Source organism: Actinomadura gamaensis (assembly GCF_042652125.1).
Taxonomy (GTDB): Bacteria; Actinomycetota; Actinomycetes; order Streptosporangiales; family Streptosporangiaceae; genus Spirillospora; species Spirillospora gamaensis.
In genome coordinates this window covers 262,932-277,263 of record NZ_JBHSIT010000009.1, presented here as the reverse complement: position 1 = coordinate 277,263, position 14,332 = coordinate 262,932, and the positions used below count along the sequence as shown (strand labels likewise).

Here is a 14,332-nt window from a genome sequence, read left to right as displayed (position 1 = left end):
CAGTCCTCGGGTGGAAGCCCCGCGCAGAGGAAGGGACACCGGTTCATGGGAAACGGCATCGTCGAGGACAACAAGATGGCCAGGTGGCTGGCCCGGTTGGTCGAAGCCCGGCAGACGCGTCCGGCCCCGGCCCGGGCCCCGGCCTCGGTCGTGAAGGCGACCGACTCGCCGGCCCGCCCGAGGAGCGCGGGCGCCTGACCTCCGCGGCGGTCCGTCGTCCCCGGTAGATTCATTGAGGCTTCGGCTGATTCCAATGACGCCCGAAGGCGCGCTGCGGTTGACTCGACAGAAGCGGGAAAAGTGTGATTCGCGCCTCGTCAATCGCCCTTGATCAAGTCTCGAGTAATAGTTAAGTTAACGAGGCGCTTACCTCGCTTAGGTGACGCGAAACAAGCAATGTCCCAACTCCCTCGAAAGGAACTTGCTTGATCCGCAATTCAATTCCCCCCGCTCGTCGATATCAAGCGGTACTGGCTACCCTCGTCATGCTGCTATCAAGCTTGACGATGCTGACTATCGCCCAAAAGCCTGCGCATGCTGCCCCGGGCGAGGAGAGTCAGTTCTTCCCGCTACAGCCGACGCCGCTTGTCGACACGAGGTCTGGCACGGGTGTCGGCGCGGCCGGCAAAGTTCCCGCACATGGCTCGGTGACCTTCCAAGTTGCAGGTAAGGCAGGTGTCCCAAGTAGTGGGGCTTCAGCGGTAGCTCTGAAGATCGAAGCGGTTAGTCCGACACAGTTCGGGTGGTTTACGCTCTATCCCTCCGATTCGCCGACCGTTAACTCGACTGTGACTTTCTCCGCCGGAGAGAATACGGCGGGATCTGACTTCACCCGGCTCACTGGCACAGGAAAAGTCACGGTTACCAACAACAGTGAGGGAGACGTCCATATACTGGTGGACGTCCGCGGTTATTTCCTAGAAGCAGATGCAGTGCAAGGAGGAAACAAGTTCTATCCTGTTCCATCTGCACTTCTATACGATAGCCGCCCTAATCACGGCAGTGAATTGCCGAAGACGCCTCTGCCTATCAACGGAACCGTAACTGTCGACGTTGCGGGTAAGGCCGGAGTTCCTGCGACTGGTTCAAATGCAGTGGCGATCAACCTGGTTGCAACGAACCACAAGGGACAAGGGTGGCTATCGATCTACCCTTCAGGGGCTCCAGATCCGGGTGTCTCGACAGTTGCTTTCACGCCTAACGACGTGAGTAACAGCAACTTCGACGTTATCAGGCTTACGTCAACGGGCAAGCTCACCATCGCGAATCATGGGGCCAGCGCCGTTGATATTTCTCTGAGTATTCGTGGCTACTTCCAGTCGTCTGCGAATGTTGGAGGAGCGCTCTATAAGCCTGTAGCAGCCAAGACGATCTTCCAGACCTTGGACGGGACTGGAGTTCTTGACGAATCCACGAGCCCCGTTGGTCCGGGTAAGACAGTCGTCTTTGATGCTGCGCAGGCGGCCGGTGTGCCATATGAACGAGTCCAAGCTGCAGCTTTTAACATTAATGCTAGACGGCCGACCGCTGACGGATGGCTGTCCGTTTACTCGGGTGACGCCACCGATCCGCAGATCTCCTCCGTGAGCTACGGTGCGGGCGGCGACACCACCAACGGGTTCGATATCATCCGACCAGATAGTGATGGCCTGATCAGCATCACCAACCATGGTACTGCGGACGTTCACGTTCAAATCTCGATCCGTGGCTACTATTTGACGCCGTCGAATCCAAGTATTCGTCTTGAAACTCCAAAGGTCGATCCTGGAGGCGAGACAAATATTATAGCCAACGACGTCCCTTCCACTACAACCTCCCTTGAGATTACGTCGGACGCGTTCCAGGGCGGAAAAATATCTCTGCAGCGCAACGCATCCGGCGACCTCGAAGGCAAGGCCACGGTCCTACAGGGCAAACTGCCGGGTCTCTACAAGGTCACCGCTGTCCTTGGTGCCTCGAGCATCACAACGGATCTGGAAGTTTCCAGTCCCGGAAAGCTGGACGAGGACAACGGACATTTTGTCGTGTCCGCGAGCTCCGCATCCGGTGGAGGTTCCCTTGTCGGTCGCACCTTCGATCACTTGCGTTCCGGGTCCGATAGGCCGGATCGTAAGGTTCTCGGTTTCGGGTGGGCCCTCGATTCACTTGGCGGGGTAACTAGCCTGCAACTCGATGACTCCAGTGCGGCCAGCTACCTCGACGAGCTCGACCTCAGCGATTCCTCAACCACTCGCTATGCGCGTCAGACGGATGGAACATTCAAGGCTGACGATGGTGCTCTGATCACTCCGCAGGGTGCCAGCGGGTACCTGGAGGATCAGGGCCAGGGAGTGTCGTACCACTGGGCCAAGGTCGCTGGCAAATGGCTAGTCACGGTGGCCACAACGCCTAATGGCATCACGAGGATCGATCACGACTCTCAGGGGCGAATTGCAAGAATTTCCAGTCCTATGGATGGAGCTCCGGCCGGTGTCGATTGCTCTGTGGATAATTCACAAAGCTGCGCAACGGACACCATGCAATACTCAACAGCCACCACGGCAACCGCAACTTCATTTGGTGACTATGCTGGGCAGCTTCAGAAGATCTCGGCGAACCCGGGCGGCGGGGCAAGTAGCTTCGATCTGGAATCATACGCTTATGACACATCTGGTCGCCTCCGAGAGGCTAACAGTTTCGCGTCAGGAAATCCTGAGGTGCACAACGAGCAATACGAGTATGGATCCAATAATGCACTCGTGAAGATCGGCTCCTCGGAGAGAGGAAAGTGGACCTTCACCTACGATGCGTCGAGCAAGCTGGCGAGTCAGACCAGAAATGCCGACGATATCGTCGGCGAAGGGAAATGCCAGTATGCCTCTCAGTACATGTGGGGTCGAGACTATTGCTGGGCTCGAAACAGCTTTGTGTACTACGAGAACAGGTGGCGACACGTAAGCTGGTACCACACCCCGAAGGGGTGGCCAGTTGTAGGAATCGTCTACGATGGATGCACGGGAGTGCCGGATAAGCCAGAGGGGTATGACTTCCGAACGTCTTGCTATATGCATGACTATGGCAGGGCGCTAACCCATCGCACGAATGGCTATCTTCTTGGCAAGAAGAGTGCGGTGGACTCCGTGTTCTTCCACACCATGTACGATCACGTGTGCTCGGCTCACAGTTCGCGCTGTCACCGATATGCGCGAATGTACTACTGGGGCGTGAAAAATCTCGGCTAATTGGAGCTAATGTAGCCAGGCTGGGTTCGGTGGTCAGTGGTTCTGCTGGCCACCGAATCTGCGCGTTATTTCATCGATGGCGCAATGGAGCGTAGAGTTGACGGTGGGGAAGAAATGAATCAGCGAAGGTCGCGTATCGCGCTCGCGGTGAGCCTGTCCTATCTCGCGATCGTATTGATGGTCGCTGGGGCAGTCGGATATTCGGTGACGCATTACGACGCATCGATGGCTGGAATTTGGCTGCTTCTTGTAACTATGCCGCTCTCGATCATCGTCGCCTCAACTCCCATCCCGCACGGTGCTCCCGTGTTCTTTTCATTGCTTTTCACGGGTGTCCTACAGGCGTTCATTATTTGGATTATACTCAGGGGGAGGAAGGGGAGTGAGGGGCCTTGATCGGAAGTTGATCTCCTTTCTCGGCAAATCTATCCCTATCCTTCTGGAGTGGTGAGGCTGGCGCGCCCAGGCTGAGTCAGGCTGAGTCAGGCTGAGCAGCGGTGAATACGCTCGGCACTCGCACGACCCCACTCCCGGTGATGGGGGTCCATTCATGCGCGTACCGCCGCCGTCCTGTGCATCGCCGCCCCTTGCCGCTCGCTGCGGCAGCGGCGAGCGGCAAGCGGCAGCGGGCCATGTGGCGATGGGCGCTGCACCAACCGGACGTCGTTCGGCTCCAGGCGCTCCTGGCCCTGGACGAGGACCCCGACTTCGCGATGTTCCCCGCCATCGAGCACACCCGCGCCGCACTCGACCGGGACAGGCGGACCGGAGCGCTCCCCCCCTGACTCCGACGGCGAGGTCATGCACGCGCTCACCGCCGCGACCTACCTGGGCAACGGCATCTTCCGCGAGGCGATGGCCCGGGACCTGGGCATCACTCCCGGCGACCTCGACACCCGCGCCGCCGCGGTCTTCGAGCACATGTTCAGCGGCCTGGAACGGGCGAACCGACCCCGGTGATGCCCGTCCGGTGATGCCCCGGGCCGGCGCCGGTCAGGATTTCGACGCGGTGAGCGGATGACCGCCGAAGAGCTGGGTGGCCGCGTAGATCGGCTCGAACACGTGACCGGAGTAGATGGTGCCGCCGTAGATGCCCCCGGCGGTGATGGTTCCGTCGACGTTCTGCTTGTAGACCGGTGCACCCGAGTCACCCGAATCGCCGGTGTATCCGGTTGGGCTCTCGAAGGTGACGGCGCAGCTGCTCTTGCCCGTGCCGATGGCGTGGGTAGTCGGTGGGACCGACCGTGGTGATCTTTCCGCAGACGACTCCCCCGAGCGAGACGGTCTTGGGGTTGGAGGAGTACCTGGCCCGGTTTCGATGACCTGTTGTCTCGCGGGCGCAGCGTCGCGCGGTCCGTGACTACGTGGCCGCGCTGCTGCTGCCCCGCGACCGCAACAAGACGCTGACCTGTCTGGTGGGGCCGAGCCGACCCGCCAAGCCCAGCATCGGGAAGTGCAGCGGTTGCAGTGGTTCTTGTCGCAGTCGCCGTGGGAGCACGAGCCGATCACCGACCGGCGGATCGCGTTGTTGACCGAGCACCCGGCGACCGCCCCGCACGGCGGCGGGGCACTGCTGTTGGATGATTCGGGTGACCGCAAGGCCGGGCACGCGACCGCGTTCACCTCCCGCCAGTACATCGGCTCCCGCGCGACCGTGACCGGCGGGATCGTGGCGGTCAACACCGCCTGGGCCGACCAGTGGTTCCACTATCGGCTGCACACCGAGCCGTACCGGCCCGCCCCCACCCTGACCGGCAGCCGAACCGATCCGGGCCTTCGCACCAAGGGCCAGTTGGCCGCCGCCCTGGCCGAGCGGGCCCGGCAGGCGGGCATACCGATCCGGGCGCTGGTGGCCGACTGCTGGACCACCTCCGCTCGCGCGGAGAGAACCCGTAGCGGAGCAGGCAGGTCGAGCAGTACCGCGGACCACCTCCGCTCGCGCGGAGAGAACCGCGTGCAGGAGGCCCAGAGAGACATCTCACGCGGACCACCTCCGCTCGCGCGGAGAGAACGGCCCCCTGGGCATCCGCCCCCGCAAGGACGCCGGACCACCTCCGCTCGAGCGGAGGTGCTCCGCGCCGTCCCGGAGGCGTACATGGTCCGCCAGTGTTCTCTCCGCGAGCGGAGGTGCTCCGATCAACGGCAAGGAGCGGCCTCGGCGCGGTCAACTGTTCAGCAGCGTCCCCGGTCCTCGGCCTCCGGGCACCATGGCGATCGGCCAGGCTTTCGCCGACACTGCCACCATCGGCTTGATCCACCAACGCGCCCTGGCCCGCCAAGAAGTCATCACCGAACAACTCCAGGCCGCCCTCAACAGCCTTCATCGCCCCACGGCAGCACGCCCGCAGCACCGACCGTCTTCTCACCGTCGTGGCCGCAAACGTCGTCCACGGCACCAAGGATATTTCCATGCCCTCCACCGACCCGACACCCACATCCTGAACGTAAGCAAAGGCGAAGAGAATGGGCGGGGACAGCCAGATCAGCCTCACCGCCGCCATAGGCCGATTCCCACCGGCCCCGAACGCCGTGGCCGCATCGGGCGTCCCTGACGGCGCGACGGGCGTTCGGGCGTCGACCCGGCATCTGGAACCGGTCCGGCCGTCGCGCAATGGCCACACGGCCGAATCAACGGCCCACGGGGCTGACATGCGTAGTGGGCCTGACGTGGGGTGGCGCGGGGATCGCGGATCGTCGGGGCGATCACGGAGCGACCACGGAGCAGACACGGCGGCAAATCGACATGAAACGGGCGGCGTTGCGCCTGAGGTAAGTCCAGACTTTCGCAGGTCAGGATGGCGCGCCCAGAGGGATTCGAACCCCCGACCGGCAGATTAGAAGTCTGCTGCTCTATCCGGCTGAGCTATGGGCGCTGGTGAAAGAGGAGTCTAGAGCGAGGTGGGGGGTGTTCGCACGGGTGGGCCAGGCGGGATGGTCACCTTGGGGGGTTCTGGGCGGGGGTGGCGTGGGGACGTGCGAACAGGTCATATCGTTCTGGCGTGGTGCTGGAGATCGAGGTGCCGCTGGCGGGTGGGGACGTCACCGAGGGTGTGGTGCGCGTCGGGGACACCGTGCGGCGGGTCATGGGGGCGCACAGCCCGGCGGTGCACGGGTTGCTGCGGTATCTGGAGGCGGTCGGGTTCGACGGGGCGCCGCGGATGCTCGGGGTGGACGAGCGCGGGCGCGAGATCCTCAGCTGGGTGGACGGGGAGTGCCCGCGGCGGCCGCTGGCGGCGTGGGCGGTGAGCGATGAGGCGCTCGAAGGGGTCGCGAAGTTGCTGCGGCGGTACCACGAGGCCGTCCTTGGGTATGGGACGCGTCCGGACGACCCGTGGGACACGGCCGCGTCGAACCTGGACGGGCCGGCCGAGCTGATCGGGCACTGCGACGTGACGCCGGAGAACGTGGTCTTCCGGGACGGCGTGCCGGTGGGGTTGATCGATTTCGATCTCGCGCGGCCGACGACGCGGATGTACGACGTGGTGACGGCGCTGCGGCACTGGGCTCCGATCGCCGATCCGGCGGATCGGGACGTGCTGCTCCACGGGGTGGACGCGGGGCGGCGGATGCGGTTGTTCGCCGACGCGTACGGGCTTTCGGCGGACGAGCGGCGGGAGTTGCTGCCGGCGGCGCGGGTGCGGTTCGAGCGGTCGTACCGGGCGATGAGGACGCGGGCCGAGGGCGGGGGCGCTTGGGCTCGGCTGTGGCGCGGGGGTGTCGGGCCGCGGATCCGGCGGGCTCAGGACTGGCTGGAAGTGCATTGGGACGAGCTCGATGCGCATCTCGTCTAGGGCTGCGGGGCTGCTCGCCGGGGTGGCGCTCGATGTTCTGCTGGGCGATCCCAGGCGGGGGCATCCGGTCGCGGCGTTCGGTAGGGCGGCGGGTCGGGTGGAGAAGGTTCTGTACGGCGACTCTCGGGTGCGGGGGGCGGTTTATACGGGCGTCCTGGTGGGCGGGGTGCTCGTTGGGGGAGTGGCCGTCGAGCGGGGCGTCCGGGGGCGGCCTCTCGTGCGCGCGGGGGTGACGGCGCTGGCGACGTGGGCCGTCCTGGGCGGGACGTCTCTCGGACGCGAGGGACGCGTCATGAGCGGTTTCCTTGAGGACGGCGATCTCGCGGCGGCGCGGGGACGGCTCGGTCATCTGTGCGCGCGCGATCCGGCCGGGCTCGGGGCGGACGAGTTGGCGCGCGCGACCGTCGAGTCCGTTGCGGAGAACACGTCCGATGCCTCGATCGCGCCGCTGGTGTGGGGGGCCGTCGCGGGAGTGCCGGGGCTGCTGGCGTACCGGGCCGTCAACACGCTCGACGCGATGGTCGGATACCGGAATGCTCGGTACGAGCGTTTTGGGTGGGCTTCGGCGCGGCTGGACGACGTCGCGAACTGGGTTCCGGCTCGGCTGACCGGGATCGTCGCGGTGGCTTGCGCACCGCGCGGACGGCGGTCCGAGGCGTGGCGGATCTTGCGTCGGGACGGCGCGTCCCACCCGAGTCCCAACGCCGGACGCTGCGAGGCCGCGTTCGCGGGTGCGCTCGGAGTGCGGCTCGGCGGGGCCAACGCGTACGGCGGGCAGGTGGAGAAGCGGCCCGAGCTGGGCGACGGACGGGCGCCGGAGGTCGCCGACATCCGGCGCGCGGTGCGGTTGTCGAGGCGGGTGACCGTGGTGTCGGCGCTGCTCTGCGCGGTCGTCGCGGGCACGGCACGGGAGAGGCGGGCGTGGTGAGCGGGGCGTTGCTGGTCGCGGGGACGACGTCGGACGCGGGCAAGAGCGTCCTGACGGCGGGGCTGTGCCGGTGGCTGGCGCGGCGCGGGGTGCGGGTCGCGCCGTTCAAGGCGCAGAACATGTCGCTGAACTCGATGGTCACGGCGGACGGCGCGGAGATCGGGCGGGCGCAGTACACGCAGGCGGTCGCGGCGGGGGTCGAGGCGTCCGCGCTGATGAACCCGGTGCTGCTGAAGCCGGGCAGCGACCGGCGGAGCCAGATCGTGCTGCTCGGGCGTCCGGTCGCCGAGGTGGACGCGATGGAGTACGGCGCGCACAAGGACCGGCTGCGCGAGGTCGTCCTCGACAGCCTGGCGGAGCTGCGGGCGGCCCACGACGTGGTGATCTGCGAGGGCGCGGGCAGCCCGACGGAGATCAACCTGCGGCGCGGCGACCTGGCGAACATGGGGCTCGCGCGCGCGGCGGACCTGCCGGTGATCGTGGTCGGGGACATCGACCGGGGCGGCGTCTTCGCGTCGCTGTTCGGCACGCTGGCGCTGCTGGAACCCGCCGACCAGGCGCTGGTCGCCGGATTCGTGATCAACAAGTTCCGGGGCGCGGCGGAGCTGCTCGCGCCCGGGCTCGTCCAGCTGGAGGGGCTGACGGGGCGTCCGACGCTCGGCGTGCTGCCGTGGCGGCCGGGCCTGAACCTGGACGCCGAGGACTCGCTCGCCCTGGACGGTCCCCGCGTGCAGGCCGCGCCGCCGGTCGGGCGGGAGACGCTGCGCGTGGCGGTCGTCCGGCTGCCGCGCATCTCGAACTTCACGGACGTGGACGCCCTGGCCTGCGAGCCGGGCGTGGTCGTCCGGTATGCGACGACGCCCGGCGAGCTGGCGGACGCCGACCTGGTGATCCTGCCCGGTTCGCGGGCCACGGTCGCCGACCTGGCGTGGCTGCGCGAGACCGGGCTCGCGGACGCCGTCGCGGCGCGCGCGCACGACGGCAGGCCGGTACTGGGCATCTGCGGCGGACACCAGATGCTCGCGCGCACGATCGAGGACGAGTACGAGTCCGGCGCGGGCGAGGTCGAGGGGCTCGGGCTGCTGCCGACGCGGGTCCGTTTCGGGCCTGACAAGACGCTCGGACGGCCGTCCGGTATGGCTTACGGACATCCCGTTTCGGCCTACGAGATCCACCACGGGATCGTCGAGCCGGACGGCGGCGAACCCTTCCTCGACGGCTGCCGCGTCGGCGCCACCTACGGGACGACCTGGCACGGCGCGATGGAGAACGACGGCTTCAGGCGGGCGTTCCTCGCGGACGTCGCCGGACGGGCCGGCCGCGCCTTCACGCCCGCGCCCGACGTCTCCTTCGCCGCGCTCCGCGAGACCGCCCTCGACGTCGTCGCCGACCTGGTGGAAGAGCACCTGGACACGACCGCGATCCTGGCCCTGCTGGAACACGGCGCGCCGTCCGGCCTCCCGATCGTCCCGCCCGCCGGCCCCCCGCCCCATCCCTCCGCCACCCCGTCCGTTGCCTCGCCCGCTGCGCCGTCGGTCGCGCCGTTGGCCACCCCGTCCGCCGCGTCGTCTGTCGCCCCGCCCGCCGCGCTGTCCGTCGCCCCGCCCGCTGCGCCCTCGGCCGCGCCGTCGGCCACCCCGTCTGTCGCGCCGTCCGTCGGCCCGTCTGTCGTGTCGGACGGGCCGTCCGGCGACGCGTCCGGCGGGTCGGGGGAGCGGCCGGCCGGCGGGCCGCCCTCGGCGGCGGGGGCGGAGTAAGGTGATCGACTTACGTACCTCGCCAACCACGCCGTGCAAGGAGGTTCGCCGGTGACCGAGCCGCGGAGCAGACTCGTCGTGCCGCTCATGAGGGCGAAGGTCCCCTGCGACGTGCAGCTGGAGTTCCCGCTGCCGCCGGGCGAGGAGCCGATCCGCGAGCCGTTCGCGGCGGACCTCTACGTCACCTACGCGCTGGAGCTCCCCGCCGAACCCGGCACGGTGACGCTGCCGGGCGCGGGCGCGGGCCGCCGCTACGAGCACGTGGCGCGGCGGCACTGCGCCGAGCTCGGCCTCGACCCGCGCGACCTGGCCCGGCAGGCGTCGATCAACCTGCGCGACCTGCGGCCCGAGCTGGGCCTGAGCTGGTATCCGGACGCCCGCGCGGTGACCGTGACGCTCGGCTCGGCCGAGGCGAAGGACCCGTCCGGACGCGGCGGCCTGGAGGCCAGCCTGCTGCTCGACGAGGGCTTCTGCGACAAGCTCGCCCAGGACGTGGACGGCGACCTGGTCGTGGCCGCGCCCGCGCGGGACGTGTTCGTGGCGTCCGGCACCGGGCATCCGGACGGGCTGGCGAAGCTGCGCTGGGCCGTCGCGCAGGTGTGGGCGGCCGAGCGCGCCGCCGAGGCGGAAGTGCCCGCGAGCTGGGACGTCCCGGCGGGCTGCCTGCTCACCCGCGACCTGCTCGTCCGCCGTCCCACCGGCTGGGAACCCCTCCCCGCCTGACCCGCCCCCCTCGCGCGGCCGGCGCTGCACCTCCTGCGCCGCCGACGCTCCGCGCCCTGCGCTGCACGGCCTGCACTGCACCTCCTGCGTCCGGCAGCGCTGCACATCCGGCGCTGCACATCCGGCGCTGCACATCCGGCGCTGTGCGGTCCTGCGCCTACGGCGCTGCACGGCCTGTGTGCGCGTCCTGCGCCGACGGCGCTGCGCGGCCTGGGCTGCGCGGCCTGCACTGCACGTCCGGCGCTGCGCTGCATGGGCTGCATGTCCGGCGTTGCGCGGCCTGCGCTGCATGGGCTGGGTGTTCTGCGCTCGGTGGGGCGGGCGCCGGGGAGGGCAGGGGGCCGTGACCTATGGGGTTTTCTTTGGTGACCGAAATCCGGCGGTAGGTGGGGACGGCGGTAGTCCGAAACCGGTGTGCGCAGGGACGGGGCAGGGGCCGAAAAGCGCGCCGGGGACGTCCGTCGGTGGACGTTCGGATTCGGGCCATTCCGGCCAAGGGCGGTCACGTCGCGACCTCCGTAGGTATGGCCTAATTGCCGCCGGAGCTAGACCGAAATACCATGAACTCGCCGTGTCGGTATGCCTACCCGGCGTAGCCTCCGCTTGTCGCCCCCAGGCGGAAGGAGCTCCCACATGGAAGGCAATCTGGCGTCCAACCTGGCGCGTCGCGCGGACACCTACGGGTGGCGCGACCGGCCGCTGTTCTACGCCGGTGACACGACTTTCAGCCACGGCGAGGTGCATGACGCGGCGGCCCGCGCGGCGGGGGTGCTGCACGCGGCCGGGATCCGGCGCGGCGACCGGGTGCTGCTCGCGCTGCCCGACTCCGTCCCGCTCGTCGCGGCCCTGTTCGGAACGCTCCGGCTCGGCGCGGTCGCGGTGCTGGCCGGGCCCGAGCAGGGCGAGCGGGAGCACGCGTACGTGGTGGCCGACGCCGCGCCGCAGGCCGTGGTCTGCGCGCCGGAGCTGGCCCACCGGTTCCCGTCCGCGCTGGTCCTGACCGGGGACGACCTGGCCGACGAGCCCGCGTCCGTGCCTGACCCGGTGGCCGTGGACGCCGCCGATCCGGCCTACGTCCAGTACACCTCCGGCACGACCGGAAAGCCCAAGGGCGCGGTGCACCGGCACACCGACGCCGAGGCGTACTTCATGGCGATGGGCGTCGGCGCGCTCGCGATGAGCCAGTCGGACGTGGTGTTCTCGCTGGCCAAGGCCTGCTACCCGTACGGGCTCGGCGCGACCGTGCTGTTCCCGATGTACTGCGGGGCGGCGTCGGTGCTGTGGGCCGCGCAGCCGAGCGTGGACGGCGCGGCCGAGCAGGCGCGGCGGCACCGTCCGACGCTGCTGTTCACCGTCCCGACCTGGTACGCGCGGCTGGTCGCGGCGCCGGAGCGGGAAGCCGGGGTGCGCCGCGCGTTCGGCTCGCTGCGCGCGGCCGCGTCGGCGGGGGAGCCGCTGCTGCCGTCCCTCGCCGACCGGATCGAGCAGGTGCTCGGCTGCCCGGTGCTGGACGGCCTGGGCAGCACCGAGGTCGGGCACACGTTCGTGTCGAACACGGTGACGCGGCGGCGGCGCGGCGCGCTCGGCGTGCCGCTCGACCCGTACGAGATCTCCGTCCGGAACGAGGCGGGGCACGGCCGGACGACCCGTCCCGGCGAGCCCGGCGTGCTGTACGTGCGCGGGCCGTCGGTGATGCTGGAGTACCTCGGCAAGCCCGAGCAGACGGCCGAGGTGCTGTCGCCGGACGGCTGGCTGCGCACGGGCGACCTGGTGCACGTGGACGACGAGGGGTTCGTCCACCATCACGGCCGCGTCCTCGACCAGGTGACGGTGTCGGGGCGGCGGGTGTCGCCGCTGGAGGTGGAGCGGATCCTCGGCCAGCATCCCGGCCTGGTCGAGCTGGCGGTGGTGCCGGACGACGTGGAGCCCGGCGTGCTGCACGCGTACGCGGTCGCGATCACCGGCGCGGACGAGACCGTCCTGCTCGCCGAGCTGATGGACCTCGCCCGGACGCGCCTTCCCGAGCACAAGGTGCCCGCGACGGTGAACTTCCTCACCGAGCTGCCCCGCACGTCCACCGGCAAGATCCGCCGCTCGGCCCTGCATCCCGGCTGAGCCGCGGCGGGGAGGCCGACCGGGTGAGCGGCCAGGGGCGCGGGTGGAGGACCGGGCGGAGCACCGGGGCGGAGGACGGGGCGGAGCACCAGGGTGGAGCACCGGAGCACCGGAGCACCGCGGCGGAGCACCGGGGCGGGTAAGCGGTCGCCGACTCGGCGTCCCGGCGGGCGGCTTGCTAGGGTCCTTGTTGCGAATAGGTTGCAACAAGGAGTCGTATGCGAAAGTCCGCGCTGTTCATCGGGGTGGCGACGGTCCTGGCGGTCGCCGGTTGCGGGGGCGCCAGCGGCGACGCCAAGGCCCGGTCCGGGGGAACGTTCACCTACGCGATCGGGGACGAGCCGGACACGCTCAACCCCGTCCTCCAGGACGAGCACATCGACCCCGTCACCGAGATGGTCTTCCGCGGCCTGACCCGGCACGACGCGGACAACAGGGTGGTGCCGGGGCTGGCCGCGTCCTGGCAGGTGGCGCCCGATCGCCGGGCCTACACCTTCAAGCTCCGCAGCGGCCTGACCTGGCAGGACGGCAAGCCGCTGACCTCGGCGGACGTGAAGTTCACCATCGAGGAGATGAAGAAGGCGGGCGCCGAGGTGCCGCTGTCGCGGAACTTCGCGTCCGTCACGTCCGTCGAGACGCCGGACGCGACGACCGCGACGCTGAAGCTCAGCCGCCCGTTCGCGCCGATGCTGGACGCGATGTCGGTCGGCCTGCTGCCTCAGCACGTCCTCCAGGGCAAGAAGCTCACCGACGCCGATTTCGGTCAGCGTCCCATCGGCGCCGGGCCGTACCGGCTGACGACGTACAAGCCCGGCCAGTACGCCGAGCTCGCGCCGTTCGAGGGCTACTACGAGGGCAAGCCGAAGCTGCCGAAGATCGTCATCAAGTACGTCCCGGACGACAGCGCGCGGCTCATCCAGCTGAAGACGGGCGAGGTGGACGCCGCGCACGTCCAGCCGCAGCAGGTGGCGCAGGTCGCGAAGATCAAGCGGGTCCGGACCGAGACCTACCCGACCGCCGACTACCGCGCGCTGATGCTGAACTTCCGCAAGCCCGTCTTCGCGGACAGGCGGCTGCGGCAGGCGATGAACTTCGCCGTGAACCGGGACGCGATCGTCGCCGGCGTCCTGAAGGGACAGGGCAGCCCCGCGACCGGACCGCTGGACGAGTCGCCCTACAGGACCGAACCCGCGCCGTTCTCCTACGACGTCGCCAGGTCGGACGCGCTGATGAGGTCCGCCGGATACGCGAAGAACGCGCAGGGCCTGTGGGCGAAGGACGGCAGGACCGTCCGGTTCGAGCTGAGCACGTTCGCCGAGGACTCCTCGCGCGTCGCGATCCTCAACGTGTCGGCGACCCAGCTCAGGCAGGCGGGCTTCGACGTCCGGCCGAACCCGCGCCCGCGCGACTGGGTGCGCAAGCACTGGGGCGACCTCGACGCGTTCGTCGTCGGCTGGGGCACCCCGTACGACCCCGACTCGTCGGTCTTCGGACCGCTCTCGTCGTCCGAGGTGCTCGCCAAGGGCGGCTCGAACTACGGCTCCTACAGCAACCCGGCGGTGGACAAGGCGCTCGCCGAAGGCCGCGACACCGACGATCCGGCCGTCCGGAAGCGGGCGTACGCCGACCTGCAGAAGGCGCTCGCCGAGGACCCGCCGTTCGTGTGGATCTCCTACCTCAAGACCGACAACGCCGTCCCGACGACGCTGAAGGGACCGCGGCAGCGCACGCTGGGCCACCACGGCTACGGCTTCTTCTGGAACGCCGAGAAGTGGTCCTGGGGTTGAAAAGAGATTT

The 14,332-nt window shown here is 68.6% G+C and carries 12 protein-coding genes and 1 tRNA gene; 12 read left to right on the top strand and 1 reads right to left on the bottom strand.

The window, feature by feature from the left end:
* Positions 1 to 45: 45 nt before the first annotated feature.
* From ACFPCY_RS29365 to ACFPCY_RS29340, 6 genes are all read left to right on the top strand, one after another.
* Positions 46 to 198 (top strand): hypothetical protein, encoded by a 153-nt coding sequence (locus tag ACFPCY_RS29365; RefSeq protein ID WP_378260366.1) that lies wholly within the window; start codon positions 46 to 48, stop codon positions 196 to 198.
* Between the two features lie 308 nt (positions 199 to 506).
* Positions 507 to 3,221 (top strand): phospholipase A2, encoded by a 2,715-nt coding sequence (locus tag ACFPCY_RS29360; protein ID WP_378260364.1) that lies wholly within the window; start codon positions 507 to 509, stop codon positions 3,219 to 3,221.
* A gap of 36 nt (positions 3,222 to 3,257) precedes the next feature.
* Entirely contained in the window at positions 3,258 to 3,617 is a 360-nt protein-coding gene (locus ACFPCY_RS29355) for an SCO4225 family membrane protein (RefSeq protein WP_378260362.1), read from the top strand.
* A 191-nt stretch (positions 3,618 to 3,808) separates the two neighbouring features.
* Positions 3,809 to 4,006, top strand: a complete 198-nt coding sequence (locus tag ACFPCY_RS29350) for a hypothetical protein (protein WP_378260360.1) — start codon at positions 3,809 to 3,811, stop codon at positions 4,004 to 4,006.
* A gap of 16 nt (positions 4,007 to 4,022) precedes the next feature.
* On the top strand, positions 4,023 to 4,181 hold the full coding sequence (locus ACFPCY_RS29345; RefSeq protein ID WP_378260358.1) for a hypothetical protein: 159 nt from the start codon (positions 4,023 to 4,025) through the stop codon (positions 4,179 to 4,181).
* Between the two features lie 493 nt (positions 4,182 to 4,674).
* Positions 4,675 to 5,724: a transposase gene (locus ACFPCY_RS29340; protein ID WP_378260356.1), complete on the top strand. Its 1,050-nt coding sequence runs from the start codon at positions 4,675 to 4,677 to the stop codon at positions 5,722 to 5,724.
* Between the two features lie 293 nt (positions 5,725 to 6,017).
* Here ACFPCY_RS29340 and ACFPCY_RS29335 read toward each other — a convergent pair.
* Positions 6,018 to 6,094: transfer RNA gene (locus ACFPCY_RS29335), tRNA-Arg, on the bottom strand.
* 126 nt (positions 6,095 to 6,220) lie between these two features.
* On the opposite strand from ACFPCY_RS29335, the gene ACFPCY_RS29330 reads away from it, so the two are divergent.
* The 6 genes from ACFPCY_RS29330 (at position 6,221) to ACFPCY_RS29305 (ending at position 14,322) form a co-directional block, all read left to right on the top strand.
* Positions 6,221 to 7,012 carry a phosphotransferase gene (locus tag ACFPCY_RS29330; protein WP_378260354.1) on the top strand — a complete coding sequence of 264 codons (792 nt, stop codon included), beginning with the start codon at positions 6,221 to 6,223 and terminating at the stop codon, positions 7,010 to 7,012.
* Positions 6,996 to 7,940 (top strand): cobalamin biosynthesis protein, encoded by a 945-nt coding sequence (locus ACFPCY_RS29325; protein WP_378260352.1) that lies wholly within the window; start codon positions 6,996 to 6,998, stop codon positions 7,938 to 7,940. Before ACFPCY_RS29330 ends, ACFPCY_RS29325 begins: the two co-directional genes overlap by 17 nt.
* Positions 7,937 to 9,697, top strand: a complete 1,761-nt coding sequence (locus tag ACFPCY_RS29320) for a cobyric acid synthase (RefSeq protein WP_378260350.1) — start codon at positions 7,937 to 7,939, stop codon at positions 9,695 to 9,697. The genes ACFPCY_RS29325 and ACFPCY_RS29320 overlap by 4 nt, the downstream gene beginning before the upstream one ends.
* Before the next feature lie 51 nt (positions 9,698 to 9,748).
* The gene (locus ACFPCY_RS29315) at positions 9,749 to 10,420 is read left to right on the top strand and encodes a DUF1444 domain-containing protein (protein WP_378260348.1); all 672 of its coding nucleotides are present in this window, start codon (positions 9,749 to 9,751) and stop codon (positions 10,418 to 10,420) included.
* 633 nt (positions 10,421 to 11,053) lie between these two features.
* Complete coding sequence (locus ACFPCY_RS29310) at positions 11,054 to 12,535, top strand: AMP-binding protein (protein WP_378260346.1); 1,482 nt, start codon at positions 11,054 to 11,056, stop codon at positions 12,533 to 12,535.
* A gap of 218 nt (positions 12,536 to 12,753) precedes the next feature.
* Entirely contained in the window at positions 12,754 to 14,322 is a 1,569-nt protein-coding gene (locus tag ACFPCY_RS29305; protein ID WP_378260344.1) for an ABC transporter substrate-binding protein, read from the top strand.
* Positions 14,323 to 14,332 lie beyond the last annotated feature (10 nt).

Excerpts from the sequence above, each read along its gene's own strand:
- ACFPCY_RS29305 (WP_378260344.1), top strand. The coding sequence starts at position 12,754 with ATGCGAAAGTCCGCGCTGTTCATCGGGGTGGCGACGGTCCTGGCGGTC.
- ACFPCY_RS29360 (WP_378260364.1), top strand. The coding sequence starts at position 507 with ATGCTGACTATCGCCCAAAAGCCTGCGCATGCTGCCCCGGGCGAGGAG.
- ACFPCY_RS29325 (WP_378260352.1), top strand. The coding sequence starts at position 6,996 with ATGCGCATCTCGTCTAGGGCTGCGGGGCTGCTCGCCGGGGTGGCGCTC.
- ACFPCY_RS29310 (WP_378260346.1), top strand. The coding sequence starts at position 11,054 with ATGGAAGGCAATCTGGCGTCCAACCTGGCGCGTCGCGCGGACACCTAC.
- ACFPCY_RS29365 (WP_378260366.1), top strand. The coding sequence starts at position 46 with ATGGGAAACGGCATCGTCGAGGACAACAAGATGGCCAGGTGGCTGGCC.
- ACFPCY_RS29345 (WP_378260358.1), top strand. The coding sequence starts at position 4,023 with ATGCACGCGCTCACCGCCGCGACCTACCTGGGCAACGGCATCTTCCGC.